This is a genomic window from Cryobacterium cryoconiti, from assembly GCF_004403065.1.
Taxonomy (GTDB): domain Bacteria; phylum Actinomycetota; class Actinomycetes; order Actinomycetales; family Microbacteriaceae; genus Cryobacterium; species Cryobacterium cryoconiti.
This window is the reverse complement of record NZ_SOHA01000006.1, coordinates 1-20,788: the sequence shown is the minus strand read 5'-3', so window position 1 is coordinate 20,788 and position 20,788 is coordinate 1. Positions and strand designations below refer to the sequence as shown.

Annotated in this window: 18 protein-coding genes and 1 tRNA gene; 8 read left to right on the top strand and 11 right to left on the bottom strand. The window is 69.3% G+C overall.

Annotated elements, in window-relative coordinates; translation table 11 throughout:
• Position 1 precedes the first annotated feature (1 nt).
• The 3 genes from E3T49_RS04145 to topA all read right to left on the bottom strand — a co-directional run bounded on the left by E3T49_RS04145 (position 2) and on the right by topA (position 4,909).
• A complete protein-coding gene (locus E3T49_RS04145; RefSeq protein WP_134423700.1) occupies positions 2 to 1,165 on the bottom strand; it encodes a DNA polymerase III subunit delta' in 1,164 nt (387 codons plus the stop codon).
• A 70-nt stretch (positions 1,166 to 1,235) separates the two neighbouring features.
• Complete coding sequence (tmk, locus tag E3T49_RS04140; protein ID WP_241972636.1) at positions 1,236 to 1,898, bottom strand: dTMP kinase; 663 nt, start codon at positions 1,896 to 1,898, stop codon at positions 1,236 to 1,238.
• Complete coding sequence (gene topA / locus E3T49_RS04135; RefSeq protein WP_134423699.1) at positions 1,895 to 4,909, bottom strand: type I DNA topoisomerase; 3,015 nt, start codon at positions 4,907 to 4,909, stop codon at positions 1,895 to 1,897. Before topA ends, tmk begins: the two co-directional genes overlap by 4 nt.
• Positions 4,910 to 5,047: 138 nt before the next feature.
• Between topA and E3T49_RS04130 the strand changes: the two genes are divergently transcribed.
• Complete coding sequence (locus tag E3T49_RS04130) at positions 5,048 to 5,287, top strand: hypothetical protein (RefSeq protein ID WP_134423698.1); 240 nt, start codon at positions 5,048 to 5,050, stop codon at positions 5,285 to 5,287.
• Positions 5,288 to 5,314: 27 nt separating this feature from the next.
• On the opposite strand, the gene E3T49_RS04125 is transcribed toward E3T49_RS04130, so the two are convergent.
• The 5 genes from E3T49_RS04125 to E3T49_RS04105 form a co-directional block, all read right to left on the bottom strand.
• Entirely contained in the window at positions 5,315 to 5,737 is a 423-nt protein-coding gene (locus tag E3T49_RS04125) for an Rv3654c family TadE-like protein (protein WP_241972635.1), read from the bottom strand.
• 50 nt (positions 5,738 to 5,787) lie between these two features.
• Entirely contained in the window at positions 5,788 to 6,135 is a 348-nt protein-coding gene (locus E3T49_RS04120) for a TadE family type IV pilus minor pilin (protein WP_241972634.1), read from the bottom strand.
• A gap of 28 nt (positions 6,136 to 6,163) precedes the next feature.
• A complete protein-coding gene (locus tag E3T49_RS16815) occupies positions 6,164 to 6,334 on the bottom strand; it encodes a DUF4244 domain-containing protein (RefSeq protein ID WP_420898529.1) in 171 nt (56 codons plus the stop codon).
• 255 nt (positions 6,335 to 6,589) lie between these two features.
• The gene (locus tag E3T49_RS04110) at positions 6,590 to 7,630 is read right to left on the bottom strand and encodes a type II secretion system F family protein (protein ID WP_134423695.1); all 1,041 of its coding nucleotides are present in this window, start codon (positions 7,628 to 7,630) and stop codon (positions 6,590 to 6,592) included.
• Positions 7,627 to 8,877 (bottom strand): TadA family conjugal transfer-associated ATPase, encoded by a 1,251-nt coding sequence (locus tag E3T49_RS04105; RefSeq protein ID WP_134423694.1) that lies wholly within the window; start codon positions 8,875 to 8,877, stop codon positions 7,627 to 7,629. The genes E3T49_RS04110 and E3T49_RS04105 overlap by 4 nt, the downstream gene beginning before the upstream one ends.
• A 451-nt stretch (positions 8,878 to 9,328) precedes the next feature.
• Between E3T49_RS04105 and acs the strand changes: the two genes are divergently transcribed.
• Positions 9,329 to 11,284, top strand: coding sequence for an acetate--CoA ligase (gene acs, locus E3T49_RS04100; RefSeq protein WP_134423693.1), 1,956 nt, complete (start codon positions 9,329 to 9,331; stop codon positions 11,282 to 11,284).
• A gap of 72 nt (positions 11,285 to 11,356) precedes the next feature.
• Here the strand turns inward: acs and E3T49_RS04095 are convergent, their stop codons facing one another.
• Together E3T49_RS04095 and E3T49_RS04090 are read right to left on the bottom strand one after the other, a co-directional pair.
• Complete coding sequence (locus tag E3T49_RS04095; RefSeq protein ID WP_134423692.1) at positions 11,357 to 11,827, bottom strand: RidA family protein; 471 nt, start codon at positions 11,825 to 11,827, stop codon at positions 11,357 to 11,359.
• A 3-nt stretch (positions 11,828 to 11,830) separates the two neighbouring features.
• The gene (locus E3T49_RS04090) at positions 11,831 to 11,998 is read right to left on the bottom strand and encodes a Sp36 family protein (protein WP_134362172.1); all 168 of its coding nucleotides are present in this window, start codon (positions 11,996 to 11,998) and stop codon (positions 11,831 to 11,833) included.
• 50 nt (positions 11,999 to 12,048) lie between these two features.
• Here E3T49_RS04090 and E3T49_RS04085 point away from each other — a divergent pair, with 50 nt between their 5' ends.
• The 5 genes from E3T49_RS04085 (at position 12,049) to E3T49_RS04065 (ending at position 18,343) form a co-directional block, all read left to right on the top strand.
• Positions 12,049 to 14,613, top strand: coding sequence for a transglycosylase domain-containing protein (locus E3T49_RS04085; RefSeq protein ID WP_134423691.1), 2,565 nt, complete (start codon positions 12,049 to 12,051; stop codon positions 14,611 to 14,613).
• Entirely contained in the window at positions 14,610 to 15,593 is a 984-nt protein-coding gene (locus tag E3T49_RS04080) for a metallophosphoesterase (RefSeq protein ID WP_134423690.1), read from the top strand. Before E3T49_RS04085 ends, E3T49_RS04080 begins: the two co-directional genes overlap by 4 nt.
• 193 nt (positions 15,594 to 15,786) lie before the next feature.
• A tRNA-Pro gene (locus E3T49_RS04075) sits at positions 15,787 to 15,860 on the top strand.
• Between the two features lie 82 nt (positions 15,861 to 15,942).
• On the top strand, positions 15,943 to 17,421 hold the full coding sequence (locus tag E3T49_RS04070; protein WP_134423689.1) for a DHA2 family efflux MFS transporter permease subunit: 1,479 nt from the start codon (positions 15,943 to 15,945) through the stop codon (positions 17,419 to 17,421).
• Positions 17,422 to 17,857: 436 nt separating this feature from the next.
• The gene (locus E3T49_RS04065; RefSeq protein WP_134423688.1) at positions 17,858 to 18,343 is read left to right on the top strand and encodes a VanZ family protein; all 486 of its coding nucleotides are present in this window, start codon (positions 17,858 to 17,860) and stop codon (positions 18,341 to 18,343) included.
• Between the two features lie 203 nt (positions 18,344 to 18,546).
• On the opposite strand, the gene E3T49_RS04060 is transcribed toward E3T49_RS04065, so the two are convergent.
• Positions 18,547 to 19,668 carry an LCP family protein gene (locus E3T49_RS04060; RefSeq protein WP_166785463.1) on the bottom strand — a complete coding sequence of 374 codons (1,122 nt, stop codon included), beginning with the start codon at positions 19,666 to 19,668 and terminating at the stop codon, positions 18,547 to 18,549.
• Positions 19,669 to 19,824: 156 nt separating this feature from the next.
• Between E3T49_RS04060 and galU the strand changes: the two genes are divergently transcribed.
• A partial coding sequence (gene galU, locus E3T49_RS04055) for a UTP--glucose-1-phosphate uridylyltransferase GalU (protein WP_134423686.1) occupies positions 19,825 to 20,788 on the top strand: 964 nt, incomplete at its 3' end.

Sequence of the window (20,788 nt, the reverse complement as noted above, 5' to 3'; positions counted from 1 at the left end):
GTCATCGGCGGATCGCCGACACGAGCATGGCTTCGAGGGCCAGCGCCGGCGCCACGTTCGCTTCGATCCGCTGCCGGGCCTGGGCGATCGCGTCCAGGGTGAACAGGGTGGCCGCGGGGGCGCAGACTGCTCCCGCCGCACGCACCTCCGTGAGGAGTTCCCGGTTGATCACGCTGGTCTCGCGGCCGAGCTGCACCATGATCACGTCTCGGTAGAGCGAGGTGAGGTCGACCAGGATGCGGTCGATCCCGTCGCGCAGACTGCGGGTGGCACGCCGTTTCTGGTCGTCTTCGAGGGCCTTGATCTGGCTGCGCAGGCCGGGCGGCACCGACTGTCCGGGCTCGACGCCCAGGGACCGCAGCACACCCTCGCGCTCAGCGGCGTCGCGTTCGAGTGTGATCGCCTTCGCGTCGTCCCCGGCGATGGCGAGCAGCCGGGCGGCGGCATTCACGGCAGCCGACACCCCACGGATGCCGAGGGCCGCCCGCAGGGTCTCCTCACGTCGCGCTCGCGCTTCGGGGTTCGTGGCCAGGCGGCGGGCCATGCCGATGTGGCTCTGCGCCTCCCGCGCTGCCCGTTCGGCGGTGGCCCGGTCGACGCCGTCCCGGGCGACGAGCAGTTCGGCGACGTCGTCGACGCTCGGCACGCGCAACCGCACCGACCGCACCCGGGACCGGATGGTGGGCAGCAGGTCGGCTTCGCTGGGGGCGCAGAGGATCCACACGGTGCGCTCCGGCGGCTCTTCCAGGGCTTTGAGCAGAACGTTGGAGGTGCGCTCGACCATGCGGTCGGCGTCTTCGACGACGACGACCCGGTAGCGGCCCACCGACGGCGAGTACTGCGAGCGCTTCACGGCCTCTTTGACGGCGTCCATCTTGATGATGACGCCCTCGGTGGAGAGCACCGTCAGGTCGGGGTGCGTGCGGGCGTCGACGAGGCGGCGGGCGTTCTCGTCACCGGCCTCGGTGCCGGGGCTGAGCAGGGCGGTCGCGAACGCGAACGCGAGGTTGGAGCGGCCGGAGCCAGGCGGGCCGGTGATCAGCCAGGCATGCGTCATGGCGGAGCCGGCGCGTGCCTCGGCGTCTCCGTCGGCGGGCCGTTCGGCCGCCGCGCGGAAGATCGCAATCGCGTCCGCCTGACCTGTCAGGCCATCCCACACAGTCATCGGACCAGAGTACCTTTCGTCGGTGACAGGGAGCTTGGAGCCGGTGCAGCCCGGGGAGGGGCAGACCTGCTCAGAGCAGCGTGGTGACCCGGTCCCGGATGAGCGCGGCGATCTCGGCCACCGGCCGCGCGGCATCCACAATCAGGAAGCGCTCCGGCTCGGCGGCGGCCAGGGCGAGGAACGCGGCGCGCACCCGGCGGTGGAAGTCGCTCTTCTCCGCCTCGAGCCGGTCGAAGCGCTTGTTCGCCGCGTCGAGCCGGCCGCGCGCGGCGGTTTCGTCGAGGTCGAGCAGAACGGTCAGCGCGGGCAGCAGCCCCTCCGCCGCCCAGAGCGACAGGTCGCGCACCTCGGTAGCGTCGAGCACCCGTCCGGCCCCCTGGTAGGCGACGGATGAGTCCAGGTAGCGATCCTGGATCACCACTTCACCGCGGGCGAGCGCCGGCCGCACCGCGGTGGCCACGTGCTGGGCGCGGTCGGCGGCGTAGAGCAGCGCCTCGGCGCGCGGCGCGATCTCACCGCGGTGATGCAGCACGATCTCACGGATGGCGACGCCGACCTCCGTGCCGCCGGGCTCGCGGGTGCGCAGCACGGTGCGTCCGCGCTGTTCGAGCCAGTCGGTGAGCAGCTGCGACTGGGTGGTCTTGCCGGACCCGTCACCACCCTCGAGGGTGATGAAGAGCCCGGCCGGTGCTGCTACTGCTGCTTCTGCTTCTGCTTCTGCTTCCAGGCTCACGACTGCGAAGCGCCCTGTGCCGCCTTCGCGGCCGCGGTGGCTGCCCGGGTCGCCGCAGCCTTGGCCGCGGTCGCCGCTTTCTGGGCCGGGGTGCGCTGGGCGCGCACGGTCGTGGTGGCACCGGACGGAGTCGGCTTCTTCACCGCCGTCTTCTTCGCAGCGGCCTTCTTGACGGGGGCCTTCTTCGCCGGCGCCTTCTTCGCGGGGGCCTTCTTCGCGGGCCCCTTCTTCACGACCGGGCCCTTGGCCCGCTTGTCAGCGAGCAGCTGCACGGCGCGGTCGAAGTCGACCTCCTCCACCGTCTCGGCCTTCGGGATGGTGGCGTTGGTGACGCCGTCGGTGACGTACGCGCCGAACCGGCCGTCCTTGATCTTGATGGCCTTGCCGCTCTCGGGGTCGGGAGCTTCGAATTCCTTGAGCGCGCTCGACGCCCGTCGGGCGCCGTACTTGGGCTGCGCGTACAGTTCGATCGCGCCGGCCAGGTCGATCTCGAAGATCTGGTCTTCGCTGGTCAGCGACCGGGTGTCCACGCCCTTCTTGAGGTACGGGCCGAACTTGCCGTTCTGCGCCGTGATCTCCGCGCCCGTCTCCGGGTCGATCCCGACCGTGCGCGGCAGGGCCAGCAGGTGCAGGGCCGTGTCGAGGTCGATCGTGGCGAGGTCCATGGTCTTGAACAGCGAGGCCGTGCGGGGTTTGACCGCGGCGACCTTCTTCTTGGCGGGGGCCTTGCGCTTGGGCTTCGCGGCGGCGGCGGTGGCCGCAGCCGTGGTCGCCGACGCAGCCTCGGCGGCGGCCGAGTCGGCGAGCAGGGTGACCTCGCCGGTGACCGGGTCGATGGTCTCGCCGGGTTCGACGACCTCGGGCTCGGGTTCCAGCTCGGTGACGTAGGGGCCGAACCGGCCGTCCTTCGCCACGATGCGCTTGCCGTTCTCCGGGTTCTCACCGATCACGCGGTCGGTGATGACCGGCGCGTCGATGAGTTCGCGGGCCTTCGCCGGGGTCAGCTCGTCGGGGGCGAGGTTCGGCGGGATGTTCACCCGGCGCGGCGGGGCATCCGGTGCCGCATCGAGGTCCTGGACCTCGAGGTAGGGACCGTACTTGCCGATGCGCAGGGTGATGTCGTCGCCGATCGGCATCGAGTTGATCGACCGGGCGTCGATCTCGCCGAGGTTGTCGATGACCTGGCGCAGGCCGCGGTGCTTGTCGGAGCCGAAGTAGAAGCTGGTCAGCCAGTCCACCCGGTCGGCCTTGCCGTCGGCGATGCGGTCGAGGTCGTCTTCCATCTCCGCTGTGAAGTCGTATTCGACCAGGTCCGTGAAGTACTCCTCGAGCAGGCGCACAACGGAGAAGGCGATCCAGTTGGGCACCAGCGACTGGCCGCGCGGCGTGACGTAGCCGCGCTCGGTGATGGTGGAGATGATCGACGCGTACGTCGACGGGCGGCCGATGCCGAGCTCCTCGAGCTTTTTCACCAGGCTCGCCTCGGTGTAGCGCGCGGCGGGGGTGGTCTCGTGGCCCTTGGCCTCCACGTCGAGCAGGGTCAGCTTCTGGCCCTCGGTGAGCGGCGGCAGCTTGGACTCGGTGGCGTCGGTGGGCGCGTTGCGCTCCTCGTCCCGGGACTCCTCGTAGGCCAGCATGAAGCCGCGGAAGGTGATCACGGTGCCGCTGGCGGAGAACTCGGCGAGCGCTCCGGATGCCGCCGGGTGCTCGGCTGCGCCGGTCGGCCCGGCCGCGATGGTCACCGACGCGGTCGACCCGGTCGCGTCCGCCATCTGCGAGGCGACGGTGCGCTTCCAGATCAGGTCGTAGAGCTTGAAGTCGTTGCCGCGCAGAGTGGATGCGAGGGAAGGAGGGGTGCGGAAGGTGTCGCCGGACGGGCGGATCGCCTCGTGCGCCTCCTGGGCGTTCTTGCTCTTGCCCTTGTACAGGCGGGGCTTGTCGGGCACCGTTTCGGGGCCGTAGAGAGCGGATGCCTGGGTGCGCGCGGCCGTGATCGCCTGCTGTGACAGCGACGGCGAGTCGGTACGCATGTAGGTGATGTACCCGTTTTCGTACAGCGACTGCGCCACGCTCATGGTCTGGCGGGCGGTGAAGCGCAGTTTGCGCGCTGCCTCCTGCTGCAGGGTCGAGGTGGTGAACGGCGCGGCCGGGCTGCGACGGTAGGGCTTAGAGGCGACCTTGGTCACGGTCAGCGCGACGGACGGTTCCTTGAGGGCGGTGGCCAGGGCAAGGGCGGATGCCTCGTCGAGGGTGACCGCGGACACCTTGGGCTTGAGCCGGCCGAGGTCGTCGAAGTCGCCGCCGGAGGCGATGCGCTCGCCGTTCAGGCGCACGAGCTTGGACTGGAACGCGGCATCCGTTGCCGACGCCCCGGGGGCGAGCTGCGCGATCAGGTCCCAGTAGCCGGCGGAGACGAACGCGAGGCGCTCGCGTTCGCGTTCGACGACGAGGCGGGTGGCGGCGGACTGCACGCGGCCGGCGGACAGGCCGGGGCCGACCTTGCGCCAGAGCACGGGGGAAATCTCGTAGCCATAGATGCGGTCGAGGATGCGCCGGGTCTCCTGCGCGTCGACGAGGGCGGTGTCGAGGTCGCGGGTGTTGTCCTTCGCCTGAAGGATGGCTTCCTTGGTGATCTCGTGGAAGACCATGCGCTTGACCGGAACCTTGGGCTGAAGGACCTGCAGCAGGTGCCAGGCGATGGCCTCGCCTTCGCGGTCCTCATCAGTTGCGAGCAGGAGTTCGTCGGCGTTCTTCATGGCCCGTTTGAGTTCGGCCACGGTCTTCTTCTTCGCGTCGGACACGACGTAGTACGGCTCGAACCCGTTGTCCACGTCGACCGAGAACTTGCCCAGCGGGCCCTTTTTCAGTTCGGGCGGCAGGTTTTTGGGCTCAATCAAGTCGCGAATATGGCCGACCGAGGACAACACCTCGTAGCCGTCGCCCAGATAGGCGGCGATCGACTTCATCTTCGTCGGCGATTCGACAATGACCAGCTTCTTAGTGCCTGGCACCAGACTCCTCTTTATAGGTACGGGTCCAAGTGGGCCATGGCACACCATACACACTGCAATATGGTGCCTACCTAATCGAACACTCCGGGCGGGAGCATTGGGGGTTGCCAGGTCTGCGCTGGCGGACACAATTGAAGCATGGCGAATTCAGCAACGGGCACGTACACCGCGAAGCTCACGGACGGCCCCCTCGAAGGCAAGACAGTGACAACGGAGTTCCTCGAATCCGGCGATCCCCGGCCGCGCCTCGAGATCCCCGCTGACGGCAGCAAACGCTACCTCTATCTGCGCGGCGCCGGCCTCGAATTCGGTGCGGCCGACTTCCCCGATCGGCCCACCGCCGTCGACTACCGCTACATCGAGGCGCTCTTCGACTAGACCTCGGTCAGCCGAACAGCCCCTCGGTCAGCCGAACGGCCCCTCGCCCGCACCGGGCGGACCTGCTCGTGCCCGGGCGCCCAGTTCGAACCCGAGATAGCCGCGAACCGCCGTCACCGACACGATCAGCCCGTCCACCGTGCAGACGGTGACGGATGCCCCGTTGAGCCTCGCCGCCTCGGCCGCCGCCGCGCAGGGAACGCCGGCCACCCGGCCCGAGGCGGTGTCGGCGGCGGCGAGCGCCGCGGCATCCGTCGCCCCCTGCACCGACTGGCTGACCGCCAACGCCGCCACAAGCGGCAGCGCCACCGCCGTGAGCAACAGGACCGCGCCGAGCACCCCCACCGCGAGCACCGTTCCGGAGCCGCGCTCCCCCGCCCGGGACTGCCCGGCCAGGCGCTGCCCGTCCAGGCGCTGCACGGCTGGGTGCTGCACGGCTGGGTGCTGCACGGCTGGATGCTGCCCGGCTTGATGCTGCCCGGCCGGCGGGCCCCGGCGCCTCACTGGCCGCCGCCGAGCGCACATGACCCGGCGTGCAGGGTGAGGCCGACGGCGGCGAACGGGGCGAACGAACTCGGAGCGCTCAGCCGCGCGCAAACGAACTCGCCCTGGCGTTCCAGCGTCAGTGAGGCACCGGCCACCGCCCGGTCGACCAGGCCCGCGGCCCGGTCGACACTGTCGCCCCGAGAGAGGGACCGGGCGGCGTCCGCCGCGGCATCCGTGAGGCGCACCTGCTGGCCGACCACCTGCAGGGCGCCCAGGCAGCAGGCGAGCACCAGCAGCACGGCCGGCACCACCGTGGCGAACTCGGCGGTGACGCTGCCCCGGTCGGGCGTGCCGGGGCGCACACCGCGAGGCCCGGCCCGGCGGCGCCGGCTACCCCACACTGAGCGCATTGCGCACCAGATCGGTGAGGATGCCGCGCACCTCGTCGCCGCGCAGGATCACGATCAGCAGGCCCGCGAAGCCGACGGCCGCCATGGTGGCCACAGCGTATTCTGCCGTCGCCGCTCCGGTGTCGTCGCGGAGGCCGCGCAGGCCGCGCAGCCGGCGGAGGCGGGGTGCGGCCCTGGGCGGGGCGGTGGCCCCGGGGGTTCCCGCGGTTCCGTTGGTTCCGGGATCGGTGCCGGTCTTGGACAAGCGCTGAGCCAAGGGCTCGGACAGGGGCTTCATGGTGGGCATGTGGTCGTCTCCTTCTCGCATCTTTGGACGCGGTGTGTGGGGCGGCACGAGTGGATGGTGGGTTCAGACTGGCGGGTCGGCCGGGCCGGATCCGGGGGCCCGGGCCATCGGTGCAGAACTTCAGAAGCTCAGGCCTGTGGACGAGAGGACGGTCATCAGCAGCGGCAGCACCCCGATCAGCATGAACGCGGGCAGCACGCACACCCCGAGCGGGATCATCAGGGTGACGCCGAGGGTGGCGGCGCGGCGCTGGCCATCGCTGCCGGCCTGCCGGCGCATCTGCTCGGCTTCGCTGCGCAGCAGTTCCGCGGCAGGCACGCCGGCGCGCACGGACAGCGCCAGCACCCGGTCGATGGCGGCCGCCGAATCCGCGCGGTGCAGGGCGTACCGCTCCACCGCCGTGTCGACCAGCAACCGGGCGCGATCGACGGAACCACCGCCGGTCATGGCGATCGCCGTGAGGTCCAGCTCAAGGCCGGGGGTCGGGTCCCGCGCCCGGGCGCCGCGCACGAGCCGCCGGTTCCAGCGGTCGGCCGTGAGCATGAGCACGGCTCCGCCGGCGAGGCAGGCCCAGCCCGGCACGGTGAGGAAGAGTGTGTGCAGCGTGTTGAAACCCAGCAGACTGCCGAACAGCACTCCGACCACGGGCAGGAACGCCACCATCCGCGCCGTGGCGCTCGGCCCGGCGAGCGCCACGGCCAGGTCGGCGTGCAGCTGGCCGACTTGCCGGAAGGATGCCGCCAATTGCCGCAGGCAGGCGGCCAGCGGCGCACCCGCCGCGGTGGCCACCTGCCAGGCCGCGGCCAGGCCCAGCCACGCGTCGCCGACCTGATCATCGAGCATGCGGGCCTCGGCAGCCACGGCGTCCGCGATGCTGTCGCCGCGGCGTCCTGCGTCGGCCGCCGCCCGGATGATGCGCCACCCCGGCGACGGCTGCGTCGGTCGCACGGATGTCCACGGCTTCCACCTCGATGCCGGCACCGCCGCCTCCTCCCTCTCCTTCTCCTCCTTGGCCCCGCCGACCGGTTCGAGGTACGCCCACGCCGACGCCGGTGAGACTCCGGCGGCGAGCAGTACCGCGAGCCGCTGGGTCACCTGCGCCACCTCCTCGATCGCGGGGCTGGCGGAACCACGCCGGCCTCTGGCTTCGGGGCGCCTCATGACGGAGCCGCGGATCGCAAAGCCCCGGATCGCGGACCCTCGAGCTCCTGTGGCGCGGCGGCCCGCCGCCCGTGCGTGCGCCAGCGCTGTTCGGTGTGGACGACAGGCGTCGAGTCAGCCGGGGGCACCGGGCCATCCGGGTGCGCCGGGACGACGATCAGGCGGTCGCGGTCGTCCAGCGCGAACCGGCCGATCGGCGCGAGCCGGCGGCGGCCCTCACTCCGCTCGAGGTGCAGCACCAACCCGATCGCACTCACCGCCTGCCGGGCCACCGCTTCGGGGCCGAGTCCGGCGAGGGCGCCGAGCGCCTCCAACCGGGCCGGCACATCGCGCAGGGAGTTCGCGTGCAGGGTTCCGGCGCCGCCGTCGTGGCCGGTGTTGAGCGCGGCGAGCAGCTCCCGGATTTCGGCACCGCGGCATTCGCCGAGAACGAGCCGGTCGGGGCGCATCCGCAGCGCTTCACGCAGGAGACTGTCGAGACCGATCCGGCCGGCCCCCTCGAGGTTCGACTGCCGGGCCTCGAGCGCCACGACATGGGGGTGGTCGATGCGCAGCTCGGCGACGTCTTCGATGGCCACAATGCGTTCGCCCGGCGCGGCTTCGCCCAGCAGCGCCGCGAGCAGAGTGGTCTTGCCGCTGCCCGCGGCGCCCGTGAGAAGCAGGTTCTCGCGCCGGTGCACGGCCGCGCGCAGCCGCTCGACGGCGCCGACGGATGCCTCCCCCACCCCGAACAGACCGCCCGCCGCGAGCGCGGCGAGGCTCAGCCGCTCGGCCCGGGGCAGGCGGATGGAGAGCAGTGTTCCCGTGCTCGACGCCGGCGGCAGCACCGCGTGCACCCGGATGCCGTCGGACAAGCGCACATCGACGCAGGGGCTGGCCTCGTCGATGTGCCGCCCGCCGAGGGCGATCAGGCGCACCGCCAGCTCCCGCACGGCCGGTTCGGGGCAGCTCCAGCCCGGCTGGTGCAGCGGGCCGTGGCCGGCGTCGACCCAGAGTCCGGCGGCACCGTTGACGAACAGGTCGGTGACCTCTGCGTTCGCGGCGTACTCGGCCAGCGGACCCAGCCCTGACACGTCGAGGGGCCGCGCCGTCCGGCCTGCGGGCGACGCGGCATCCGTCGGCAGCACAACGGTGCGGGAACCGGCACCGGCACCGGAACGGGCACCGACACGGGAACCGGCGCCAGCACCGGCGCCGGCGCCGGCGGGCCCGCCATAGGACGGAACGGCGACGAAGGGCTCTGGCATGCTCCGACGCTAAATACGCGGGCGCGGGCCGGAACGGGCCCGTCGCTGATCTCCGCACAACCGGGCCGGGCCTGGTCTGGGGAGGGCCGGGCGCAACCACCGGTCAAAAACACCGGTAAAAACGACCGGTTAAAAAAAGGGGGGCGGCACCTATTGGGGGGAACAGGTGCCGCCTCGGCAGTGTGTCGATTGGGGGGAATCAAACACACCGCAGGTCAAAACTTTCGTTCGGACGAGTATCAATGTACAAGGCGGATTACAGATGCGCAAGTCCTTCGTGTCCTCATAAATGAGGACACGGAACACGGCCGGCCGGTGCGACCTGAATTGGGGGTGCGAACACGCCGCAATTCCGCGCAACCTGAGCGGTGCATGCCGCCGTGTATGGTTCAGGAGGGGGCTGGGTTACGCGCCCGCCAAACGCATTGCATCGCAAAGGAGCGACATACGTATGAGCGTCCAGATCGACAACCTTCTCCACGAATCCCGCAGATTCCCGCCGACGCCCGAGTTCGCCGCTCAGGCCATCGCCACTCCGCAGCTCTATCAGGATGCCGCCGATGACCGCTTGAAATTCTGGGCTGATCAGGCACGCGATCTGCTGCACTGGCACAAGCCGTTCACGAAGACGCTCGACTGGACCAACCCGCCGTTCGCCAAATGGTTCGAAGACGGCGAATTGAACGTGGCCTGGAACTGCCTCGACCGGCACGTGCTGGCCGGCAACGGCGACCGGGTCGCGCTGCATTTCGAGGGCGAACCGGGTGACTCCCGTGACGTGACCTACGCCGAGCTCACCGCCGAAGTGAAGCGTGCTGCGAATGTGCTGAAAAAACTCGGCGTCAACGCCGGCGACCGTGTCGCGATCTACCTGCCGATGATCCCGGAAGCCGTCATCTCGATGCTCGCCGTGGCCCGCATCGGTGCCGTGCACTCGGTCATCTTCGGCGGTTTCAGCGCCGAGAGCCTCCGCTCGCGCATCGATGACGCCAGCGCCGTGCTGGTGATCACCGCCGACGGCGGCTACCGCAAGGGCAAGGCGTCCGCGCTCAAGCCGGCCGTCGACGCTGCCCTCGAGGGCGGCGAGACCACCGTGCGCAACGTGCTCGTGGTCAAGCGCACCGACGGTTTCGTGGAGTGGTTCGACCGCGACCTGTGGTGGCACGACGAGCTCGCCTCGGTGGAGGCCGAGCACGAGGCGCTCGGCTTCCCGGCCGAGAACCCGCTGTTCATCCTTTACACGTCCGGCACCACCGGCAAGCCCAAGGGCATCCTGCACACCACCGGCGGCTACCTCACCCAGGCGGCCTTCACCCACAAGAACGTGTTCGACCTGCATCCCGAGACGGATGTCTACTGGTGCACCGCCGACGTCGGCTGGATCACCGGCCACAGCTACGTGGTCTACGGGCCTCTCGCCAATGGCGCGACCCAGGTGCTCTTCGAGGGCACCCCGGACACCCCGCACCCCGGCCGGTGGTGGGAAATCGTGGAGAAGTACAAGGTGAGCATCCTGTACACGGCGCCCACGGCCATCCGTACGTTCATGAAGCTGGGGCGTCAAATCCCGCAGGGCTTCGACCTGACCAGCCTGCGCCTGCTCGGATCGGTGGGCGAGCCCATCAACCCCGAGGCGTGGATGTGGTACCGCGAGGTCATCGGCGGCAACGTCGCGCCGGTGGTCGACACCTGGTGGCAGACCGAGACCGGGGCGATCATGATCTCCGCCCTGCCCGGCGTGACGACGACCAAGCCCGGTTCGGCGCAGAGCCCGATCCCCGGCGTGGTGATCGACGTGCTCGACGACGAGGGCAACCACGTGGGCCGCGACAACGGTGGCCTGCTCGTTGTGACCGAACCGTGGCCGTCGATGCTGCGCGGAATCTGGGGTGACCCGGAGCGGTTCAAGGAGACGTACTGGGAGAAGTTCGGTTCGGAGAACCCGCGCTACTTCGCCGGCGACGGCGCCCGCCTCGACCGCGACGGCGAGATCTGGCTGCTCGGCCGGGTCGACGATGTGATGAACGTGTCGGGCCACCGCCTGTCGACGGCCGAGATCGAGTCGTCCCTGGTGGCGCACCCGATGACCGCCGAGGCGGCCGTGGTCGGCGCGCACGACGACACGACCGGCCAGGCGGTGGTGGCGTTCGTGATCATCAAGTACAGCCACCTGGAGGAGTCCTCGCACTCGGACATCCAGGCCGTGCTGCGGGCTCATGTGTCCCAGCAGATCGGCGCGATCGCCAGGCCGCGGCAGATCTTCATCGTGAGCGAGCTGCCGAAGACCCGCTCCGGCAAGATCATCCGTCGCCTGCTGCAGGATGTCGCGGAGGGCCGCGAGGTCGGCGACACCACCACCCTCGCCGACACCTCGGTGATGACGGCGATCATGTCCACCCTGAAGTAGCGAGCGGCACGACAAAGCGGGCAGGCCCAGGTGGGCCTGCCCGCTTTCGTGTGTCTTCGGCCGAGTGCCGGCTCAGGCGAAGGAGACGATGAGCTCCAGCTCGACCGGCGAATCCAGCGGCAGCACCGCGACGCCCACCGCGGACCGGGCGTGCACGCCCCGGTCGCCGAAGATGTCGCCGAGCACCTGCGACGCACCGTTGACGACACCGGGCTGGCCGGTGAACGACGGGTCGGATGCGACGAATCCGGTGACCTTGACGACCTGGGTGACGCGGTCGAGAGATCCGATCACGGCCTGGATGGCGGCGAGCGCATTCAGCGCGCACTGCCGGGCGTAATCGTGGGCGTCCGCGGCGGGAACGAGCCCGTGGCCGTCGCCGACCTTGCCGGTGGCCGGGAGTGCCCCGGAGACCATCGGCAGCTGGCCGCTGGTGAACACCAGCGAACCGCACACGACGGCCGGCACATAGGTGGCGACCGGCGGCACCACGCTGGGCAGTTCGATGCCCAGCTCGGCCAGGCGGTCCTCGATCTGCGACACGCCTCAGGCGCCTTCGGCAGCGGCGACCGGGCGCTTGAGGTAGGCGACGAGCCCACCCTCGGGGCCGGGGACGACCTGCACGAGCTCCCACCCGTCAGAGCCCCAGTTGTTCAGGATGGCGGCTGTGTTGTGAATCATCAGCGGCGTCGTAAGGTACTCCCAGGCAGGCATATGGCTCCGATTCAGGCGGTTTTTCAGATTTGTCACTTAGTCTCAAGTGTATGTCTGCCAAAAATCGTACGGTTAGTGGAGCGCTCGGCGGGTTCCTCGGTTTTGTCGGGATGAGCGCCATCGCCGGCGTCCTCGTCGCCGCCGCTGTCACGCCCGCGCTGGCGCTTTCCGGTATGACGGCCACGAACACGATCAACATGTTCGAGAGCCTCCCCGACTACCTTGCGATCGACCAGCTGGCGCAGAAGAGCAACATCTACGCCACCAACTCCGACGGCAGCCAGGCGCTCCTCGCCTCCTTCTACGACCAGAACCGGGTCGAAGTGGAGTGGGATGCGATCAGCCCGTTCGTGAAGGATGCCGCGATCGCCGGCGAGGACCCCCGCTACTACGAGCACGGCGGCATCGACCTCGAGGGAACCATCAAGGGCGTCGTGAGCACCGTCGCCACGGGCACCGCCCGCGGTGGTTCCTCGATCACCCAGCAGTACGTGAAGAACGTGCAGGTGCAGAAGTGCGAGGCGATGGCCGACGAAGAGAAACGCATGACCTGCTACGAGACGGCGACGGAGACCACCCCCGACCGCAAGCTCAAGGAGATGCGCCTGTCGATCGGTGTGGAGAAGCAGTACGCGAAAGACGACATCCTTCGCCAGTACCTCAACATCACCGGTTTCGGCGGCACGGTCTACGGGATCGAATCGGCCGCCAACTACTACTACAACACCTCCGCGGCCGCGCTGACGCTGCCGCAGGCGGCCAGCCTCGTGGCGATCGTGAACAACCCGGTCAAGTTCCAGCTCGACAACCCTGAGAGCGAGACGAACGGCGCTGCCAACGGGTACGCCGCCAACAAGGAACGCCGCGACTACATCCTGGGCGAGATGCTCAAGTACGAGAAGATCAGCCAGGCCGACTATGACGCCGCGCTGGCCACCGTGATCGAGCCGGTCATCACCGAACCCAGCACGGGATGCGCCACGGCCGCCGGCAGCGCCTACTTCTGCGACCTCGTCGTGAACACCCTGCAGAACGACCCGACCTTCGGCGACGACGAAGAGGAACGCCTGGCCAACTTCCGTCGCGGCGGCTACGAGATCTACACCACGATCGACCTGGACCTGCAGAACGCCGCCGAGACCACCATGAAGAAGTACGTGCCCACGACGTACGGCGGGTGGGATGTCGGTGGAGTGATCACCAGCGTCGAGGTCGGCACCGGGCGGGTGCTCGCGATGACTCAGAACAAGGAGTACAGCCAGGACCCGGCGGTGACCGAGAACAACGCCAACTACACCGGCATCAACTACAACACCAATTACAACCAGGGCGGTTCCCTGGGCTTCCAGCCCGGCTCGACCTACAAGGTGTTCACCCTGGCCGAGTGGCTGGCCGAAGGGCACACGCTCAACGAGCGCGTCGATTCCCGCGTCAAGAGTGACTGGGGCGTCTTCAAGAACAGTTGTGAAGGTAACCAGAGCTACGCCTTCGCCCCCAAGAACGACGCGAACGAGTCCGGCTCCAACTACAGCGCCCTGCAGTCGACGATCGGCTCGATCAACACCGGGTTCATCGGTATGGCCAAGAAACTGGACCAATGCGGCATCGCCAAGATGGCGAACGACTTCGGGGTGGGCCGTGCCGACCTCGACCCGCTCGACCAGGGACCCTCGGCCGTGCTCGGCACCAACGAGGTCGCGCCTCTGAGCATGGCCGTCGCCTTCGCCGGCATCGCCAACAACGGCCTCAGCTGCAGCCCGATCGTGATCGACCGGATCGTGGGCGCCGACGGCGCCGACGTCACTCCGCCGCCGACCAAATGCACCCAGGCCGTCACCCCCGATGTCGCCGCCGGCATGACATATGCCATGCAGAAGGTGATGACCGAAGGAACCGCGACGGTCTCGAACGGCAACACCTCGCCGCGCGTGCCGATGATCGGCAAGACCGGTACGACCGACGGCAACAAGGACACCTGGATGAGCGGCGCGAGCAGCAAGGTCGCCACCGTGGTCGGCGTCGTCAGCGTCACCGGCGACATCAACCAGCGCAAAGTGACTGACTGGGTGGGCGGCACGGCCGCCACCGCCCGTCACCGCATGTGGCCCGAGGTGATGAGCGTCGCGAACGCCAAGTACGGCGGAGAGTCGTTCGCCGAAGCATCCAGCAAGGTCTTGCAGGCCGTGCAGGTTCCGGTTCCCGACCTGCGTGGCAAGTCGATGGCTGACGCCACCTCCACCCTGGAATCGGCCGGCTTCGACGTCGTCGACGGCGGTGTCACCGAATCCGAGATGCCCGCCGGCACCGTGGCCCGCACCGACCCGGCCGGCGGCTCCAACGCCAGCCGCGGCTCGACCGTGACCGTCTACTCCAGCAACGGCGCCCTCAAGCTCGTGCCCGACGTCGTGGGCAAGACCGAGGCCGATGCGAAGGCCACCCTGCAGGGGTTCACCATCGACAAGAAGGATCAGGACGTCACCGACCCCCAGCAGGTCGGCAAGGTGATCTCGATGACGCCCGCCGCCGGCACCGGCGCGGCCACCGGCAGCGCCGTGCAGATCGTGATCGGCAAACTCGCCGGCGGTAACAGCGGTAACGGCGGGGGCAACGGATGACCCGCGCCAGTTCCGCACGGTCCTCCCTCGCCGTCGGCGCCGGCCTGGTGGCCGCAGCCGGAGTGACCGCGTTCGCGTGGGGCTCGCTCGTGGAGCGGCGCATGTTCACCCTTCGCGAGGTTCCCGTTCCGGTGCTCGCGCCGGGCTCCGACCCGATCAGGGTGCTGCACCTCTCCGACCTGCACATGGCCCCGTGGCAACGGGACAAGCAGGACTGGGTGCGCGGCCTGGCCGAGCTCAAGCCGGACCTGATCGTCAACACCGGCGACAACCTCGGGCACGCCGACGGCGTCTCCGGGATCGAATACGCGCTGGAACCGTTCCGCGGCATCCCGGGCATCTTCGTCAACGGGTCGAACGACTACTACGGTCCGATGCTGAAGAACCCGCTGGCATATTTCGGCGCCCCGTCGCTGTTGCGCTCGGCGCTGCACGAGAAGCTCGACATCGACCACCTGCACCGCGTGTTCGCCGACCTCGGCTGGCTCGACCTCGACAATGCGGCGGCGGCACTCGACCTGAACGGCACCCACCTGGAGCTGTTCGGCGTGGACGACCCGCACATCGGGCTGGACCGTCTCGACCTGATCACCCGCGCCATCGACGACCTGCGCGCCAGCGACCCGCTGTCCGAGGAACACTGGCCCGACCCCGAGGTGGCCTCGCCGCCGCGCCCGACGCTCACGATCGGCGTGGCCCACGCGCCCTACCAGCGGGTGCTGAACTCGTTCGTGAACCACGGCGCCCAGCTGATCCTGGCCGGGCACACCCACGGCGGTCAGGTCTGCGTGCCGGGCTACGGCGCCCTGGTCACCAACTGCGACATCCCGCGCAAGCAGGTCAAGGGGCTCAGCCTCTGGGACTCCGGCCTGCACACGTCGTACCTGAACGTGTCCGCGGGGCTCGGCACGTCGATCTATGCTCCGGTGCGGTTCTCCTGCGCCCCGGAGGCGACGCTGCTGACGCTGACTGCGGCGTAGCGCGGGTCTCGGGTCTCGGGTCTCGACAGGCTCAACCACCGGGTCTCGGGTCTCGACAGGCTCGACCACCGGGTCTCGGGTCTCGGGTCTCGGGTCTCGGGTCTCGGGTCTCGACAGGCTCGACCACCGGGTCGACCACCGTGGTCGAGGTGGGGCATCCGTGGGGTTATACTTGACAAGGCTTACGGGCCATCGGGGTATGGCGCAGCTTGGTAGCGCGCGTCGTTCGGGACGACGAGGTCGCAGGTTCAAATCCTGTTACCCCGACAGATACACAAAACCCCCACTCTACGGAGTGGGGGTTTTGTGTTGGCACTTTCGCTTTCGCTCTGCTCGAGAGGATCACGTCATGACCGATTCCCGCCCGGATGAGCGTCCCGCATCCGTCGTCATTCCGCGGAATGCCTGGCAGGCGCTGATCGTGCTGCTGGCCGGCATGTTCATGGCACTGCTCGACACCACGATCGTGAATGTGGCGCTGCCGACCATCCGTACCAGCCTGGACGCCTCGGAGGCCACCCTCTCCTGGATCATCTCCGGCTACGCGCTCGCCTTCGGGATCGCGCTGATCCCGGCCGGTCGGCTCGGCGATCGCATCGGCCACAAATGGGTCTTCTTCACCGGTCTGCTGCTGTTCACCCTGGCCAGTCTCGCCTGCGGGCTCGCGCAGAACGACCTGCAGCTGATCATCGCCCGGGTCGTGCAGGGGCTCGCCGGCGGCATGTTCGTGCCGGCCGTGACCGCTGTGATCCAGATCCTGTTCCCGCCGCTGGCCCGCGGCAAGGCGTTCGCGATCATGGGGTCGGTGATCGGTGTCTCCACCGCGCTCGGCCCGATCCTGGGCGGCCTGATCATCGAGGCCTTCGGCGACGAGAACGGATGGCGCCTGGTCTTCTGGGTCAACCTGCCGATCGGCATCGTCGCCCTCGTCGCGGCGACGATCCTGCTGCCGGCCGGCTCCCAGCGCGCTCCCGGCACCAAGAGCGGCGGCATCGACTGGGTGGGCCTGGTGCTCATCTCCACCGGGCTCGTGGCGCTGCTGGTTCCGCTGATCGAGGGCGAGGACCGCGGCTGGCCGCTCTGGACCTACCTGACCCTCGTCGCGGGCGCACTGCTGATCGTGGCGTTCGGCTTCTGGGAGGTGGCGTACACCAGGTGGGGCAGAAGCCCGCTGGTGCCGCCGAAGCTGTTCCGGCATCCGGCGTTCACCGGTGGAATTGTGCTCGCGCTGGTCTATTTCGCGGCGTTCACCAGCATCTTCTTCACCATTTCGATTCTCTGGCAGGCCGGACTCGGACACACCGCGCTCGAGTCGGGGCTGGTGTCGATCCCGTTCGCGTTCGGAACCATCATCGGCGCCTCACAGAGCAACCGGCTGGCGCAGCGGCTCGGCCGCACCGTCCTGGTGATCGGCGTGAGCCTGGTCACCGTGGGTCTGGTCTGGATCTGGCTCGCCCTGCTGCTGATCGGCCCCGCCATCACCAACTGGGAGCTCCTGCCGCCGCTGCTCATCGCAGGCCTCGGCAGCGGATTCTTCATCGCGCCGAACGCGCAGTTCATCGTGGCGACCGTGGACCGCTCCGAGGCCGGTGCCGCCAGCGGCGTCGTCGGCGTCATGCAACGGGTCGGCAGCGCCGTGGGCATCGCCGTGATCGGCAGTGTGTTCTTCGGCACGCTGGTCGTGGCCGGCCCGTCGCCGGCCGCCCTCGCCGCCGGCTTCACCGACAGCGCCACCGCTGCCATGGGTGTGAGCGCCGCGTTCAGCGTGCTCGCGCTGCTGCTCGTGTTCGTGCTGCCGAAGCGCGTGGCGCCGGCGCCGGCGCGGTAGCGCGCGCGGGCCGCGCCGCTCTCCGCCGCAAGTGTTGCCGTTTCGGACGTATGTTGCCCGTGTGCCGGCAACATTCGTCCGAAACGGGAACAGTTGGCGAGGCATCCGTCTCGCGAGGCCGCACGATGGCGGCGGTGCTGCCGCGCTTTGCCCGGCTGCTGCCCTGCCGCGCCGCTCTCCCTCGCAAGTGTTGCCGTTTCGGACGTATGTTGCCCGTGTATCGGCAACATTCGTCCGAAACGCGAACAGTTGCTGAGGCATCCGTCTGGGCGGTGGGCGCGCGAGCCGCGACCGCGAACGGATGCCCGGACTCGGGCGGTCGGGAGCCCGGCACCTCGCCCGCGCGGGCGGACGCGTCTAGGGTGGTGAGGTCGTCAGTGTTGCGGTCGGGTCCCGGCGCCGTCGGTTCACCGACTGCGCTGTGTGGGAGGGAGTCATGACCGATTCGAGTCGCACTCCCCCGCCGACGCGGACCCGTCTGGCCGTGCGGGATGGATCCGCGCGAACTCGGCTTCGCCGCTGGGCGCCCCGGCTCATGCTGGTTTACCTGACCGCGCTGGTGCTGATCGCGTTCTGGCCGGCGCCGGTCGACCGGGACTCCTACGCCGCGCTGCTGTCGGTCATCGACTGGCTGCAGGAGCGCGGTGCTCCCGGCTGGCTGCGCTACAGCCTGGCCGAATTCGCCGCCAATGTTCTGCTGTTCGTTCCGGTCGGCCTCTTCGTCATGATCCTGGCCGGGGCGCGCGGATGGTGGCTGGCCGTGCTGACGGGTTTCGCGGCGAGCTGCACCATCGAGCTCGCGCAGCTGATCTTCCTGCCGGCCCGCTACGCCACCCTGTCCGATGTGATCGCGAACACCATCGGGGCGGCCGTCGGCGCCGGGATCGGGCTGGTTCTGCTGCGCGGCGACCGCGCGCGCTGACGCCTTACCCCCACCGCGCGTGCATAACTCCTGCAAATTGTGACGGATGTGCCCCATTCAGCCCCAAAACAGCCTTCCGGCGGCAATTTGCAGGAGTTATGCCAGGGGAGCTCGGGCAGCCACCCGCGGAGCAGCCGCCCGCCGCTACCCCAGGGGCTGCAGCAGGGGGCACCACTACCCGAGGAGCGGCACCGGACCCGCCGCTACCCGAGGGTCTGCAGCTCGGGACGGTAGCCGGCGAGCGTGTCGGTCTGGAAGCCCTCCCGCACGGCGGCGAGGCCGTCCCAGTCCACGTTCACGATGGACTGGCCGTCGCCCGACGTTCCCGTGCCGTCGGTCGGCATCGTGAAGAAGGTGACCTGCGGCTGCCGCACCTCACGCAGTTGCCAGGCCAGAGCGGTCAGGTAGGCGGAGTCGAAGCCCTCGTCCACGGCCAGGAACGGCGTGACCGTCTCCAGCAGACCCGACGTCTTCACCGGGTCGGTCAGCACAGACTTGTGCATCGCCGCCGACAGCAGGCCGCTGATGATGAGCTGCTGGTTGCGCACCCGCTGAAAGTCACCGTCCTGGAACGCATACCGCTCCCGCGCAAACGCGATCGCCTGGGCGCCGGTCAGATGCTGCCCGCCCGCACCGAAGTAGTGCCCCTTGAGATGGGACGAGTCGAAGCCGATCGGGTTGTTGATGTCGACGCCGCCGAGGGCATCCGTTGCCTGTTCGAACCCGGAGAAATCGACCACGGCCACATGATCGATGCGGGTGCCCAGCAGGTTCTCCACGGTCTGCACGGCCAGCGGCACGCCACCCCACGACAGCGCGGCGTTGATCTTCGCCTGCCCGTGCCCGGGCACCTCGACCCAGCTGTCGCGCAGGATCGACATGACGAAGAGGTTCTTGCGATCGGCCGGCACGTGCACCACCATCATGGTGTCCGAACGCTCGCCACGGATGTCGGCGAGGTTCTTTCCGGTGGCACCGCGGGTGTCCGATCCGAGCAGGAGGATGTTCTGCGGCTGCCCGGCGGGAACCGCGCCCGGGTCCGCGGCCGGGTCGGCGGAGGCGGAGGCAGGGGCATCCGTTGCGGTGTCGGCCGGCGCCCCCGACGGGCGGGAGGCCTCCTCGGGGAAGGCGTTCGGGATCTTCTCGGTTCCGTTGTCGAAGGCGCGGGTGAGGCTGAATGCGTAGATGCCGCCCGTGGCGACGGCGCCGATCAGCACCGTTCCGAGCACGGCCAGGGCGATGCGCCACGGGTGTCGTTTGCGCGGGGCCTCGCCGGCCGGGCCGGACGTTTTCGGGCGCGGGGAATCCTGGGTTTCGTGCGGCATACGGGTTGCCTCCTGTGGCCGCTCGAGCGAACGGTGCCGACACCCTAGCCCGGCTCTGCACCGGGAGATATACCGATCGAGGAAACAATCCGGGCCGGCACGGAAAGGGCGCCGGGCGCTATACGGCGGCATGCCTTGACCCCTACTGTGAGTCTCATGAGCACCGTGATCACGAAAGCCGTCATTCCCGCGGCAGGTCTGGGAACCCGTTTTCTTCCGGCCACGAAGGCCATGCCGAAGGAGATGCTGCCGGTCGTCGACAAGCCGGCGATCCAGTACGTTGTGGAGGAGGCGGCCGCGGCCGGTCTGACCGACATCGTGATGGTCACCGGGCGGCACAAGAACGCCCTCGAGAACCACTTCGACCGCATGACGGAACTCGAGTCGCTGCTCGAGATCAAGGGTGACCACGACCGGCTGGCGAAGGTGCGCCACCCGACTCGGCTCGCCGACATCCACTATCTGCGGCAGGGCGATCCGCTCGGACTCGGCCACGCGGTTCTGCGCGCACGGATGCACGTGGGCAACCAGCCGTTCGCGGTGCTGCTCGGCGACGACCTGATCGACGTGCGCGACGAGCTGTTGACCCGGATGCTGGCGGAGCAGGGCAAGCGCAACGCCAGCATCGTGGCGCTGCTGGAGGTCGATCCGTCGCAGATCCACCTCTACGGCGCCGCCGCGGTGGAGGCCACCGACGACCCCGATGTGGTGCGGGTGACGGGGCTGGTCGAGAAACCGAGCACCGAGGATGCCCCGTCGAACCTGGCCATCATCGGCCGTTACGTGCTGCGCCCCGAGGTGTTCGACGTGCTCGAGCGCACCCTGCCGGGCAAGGGCAACGAGATCCAGCTCACCGACGCCCTGCAGGAGATGGCGGTGACCCCGGAGACCACCGGCGGGGTCTACGGGGTCATCTTCCGCGGCCGTCGTTACGACACGGGCGACCGCCTCGACTACATCAAGGCCATCGTGCAGCTTGCGGTGGAACGCGAGGATCTCGGCCCCGACCTGCGGGCGTGGCTGCACGCGTTCGTCGCCTCGCACGTAGAGCCGGCCGCGGTCGGGGCGGCCGCAGTCGGGGCGGCCGCGGTCGGGGCGGCCGCAGTCGGGGCGGCCGCGG

Coding starts and splice junctions, on each gene's coding strand:
- E3T49_RS04145 (WP_134423700.1), bottom strand. CDS start 1,165: ATGACTGTGTGGGATGGCCTGACAGGTCAGGCGGACGCGATTGCGATC.
- E3T49_RS04130 (WP_134423698.1), top strand. CDS start 5,048: ATGGCGAATTCAGCAACGGGCACGTACACCGCGAAGCTCACGGACGGC.
- E3T49_RS04110 (WP_134423695.1), bottom strand. CDS start 7,630: ATGAGGCGCCCCGAAGCCAGAGGCCGGCGTGGTTCCGCCAGCCCCGCG.
- E3T49_RS04105 (WP_134423694.1), bottom strand. CDS start 8,877: ATGCCAGAGCCCTTCGTCGCCGTTCCGTCCTATGGCGGGCCCGCCGGC.
- acs (WP_134423693.1), top strand. CDS start 9,329: ATGAGCGTCCAGATCGACAACCTTCTCCACGAATCCCGCAGATTCCCG.
- E3T49_RS04090 (WP_134362172.1), bottom strand. CDS start 11,998: ATGCCTGCCTGGGAGTACCTTACGACGCCGCTGATGATTCACAACACA.
- E3T49_RS04085 (WP_134423691.1), top strand. CDS start 12,049: ATGTCTGCCAAAAATCGTACGGTTAGTGGAGCGCTCGGCGGGTTCCTC.
- E3T49_RS04080 (WP_134423690.1), top strand. CDS start 14,610: ATGACCCGCGCCAGTTCCGCACGGTCCTCCCTCGCCGTCGGCGCCGGC.
- E3T49_RS04070 (WP_134423689.1), top strand. CDS start 15,943: ATGACCGATTCCCGCCCGGATGAGCGTCCCGCATCCGTCGTCATTCCG.
- E3T49_RS04065 (WP_134423688.1), top strand. CDS start 17,858: ATGACCGATTCGAGTCGCACTCCCCCGCCGACGCGGACCCGTCTGGCC.
- E3T49_RS04060 (WP_166785463.1), bottom strand. CDS start 19,668: ATGCCGCACGAAACCCAGGATTCCCCGCGCCCGAAAACGTCCGGCCCG.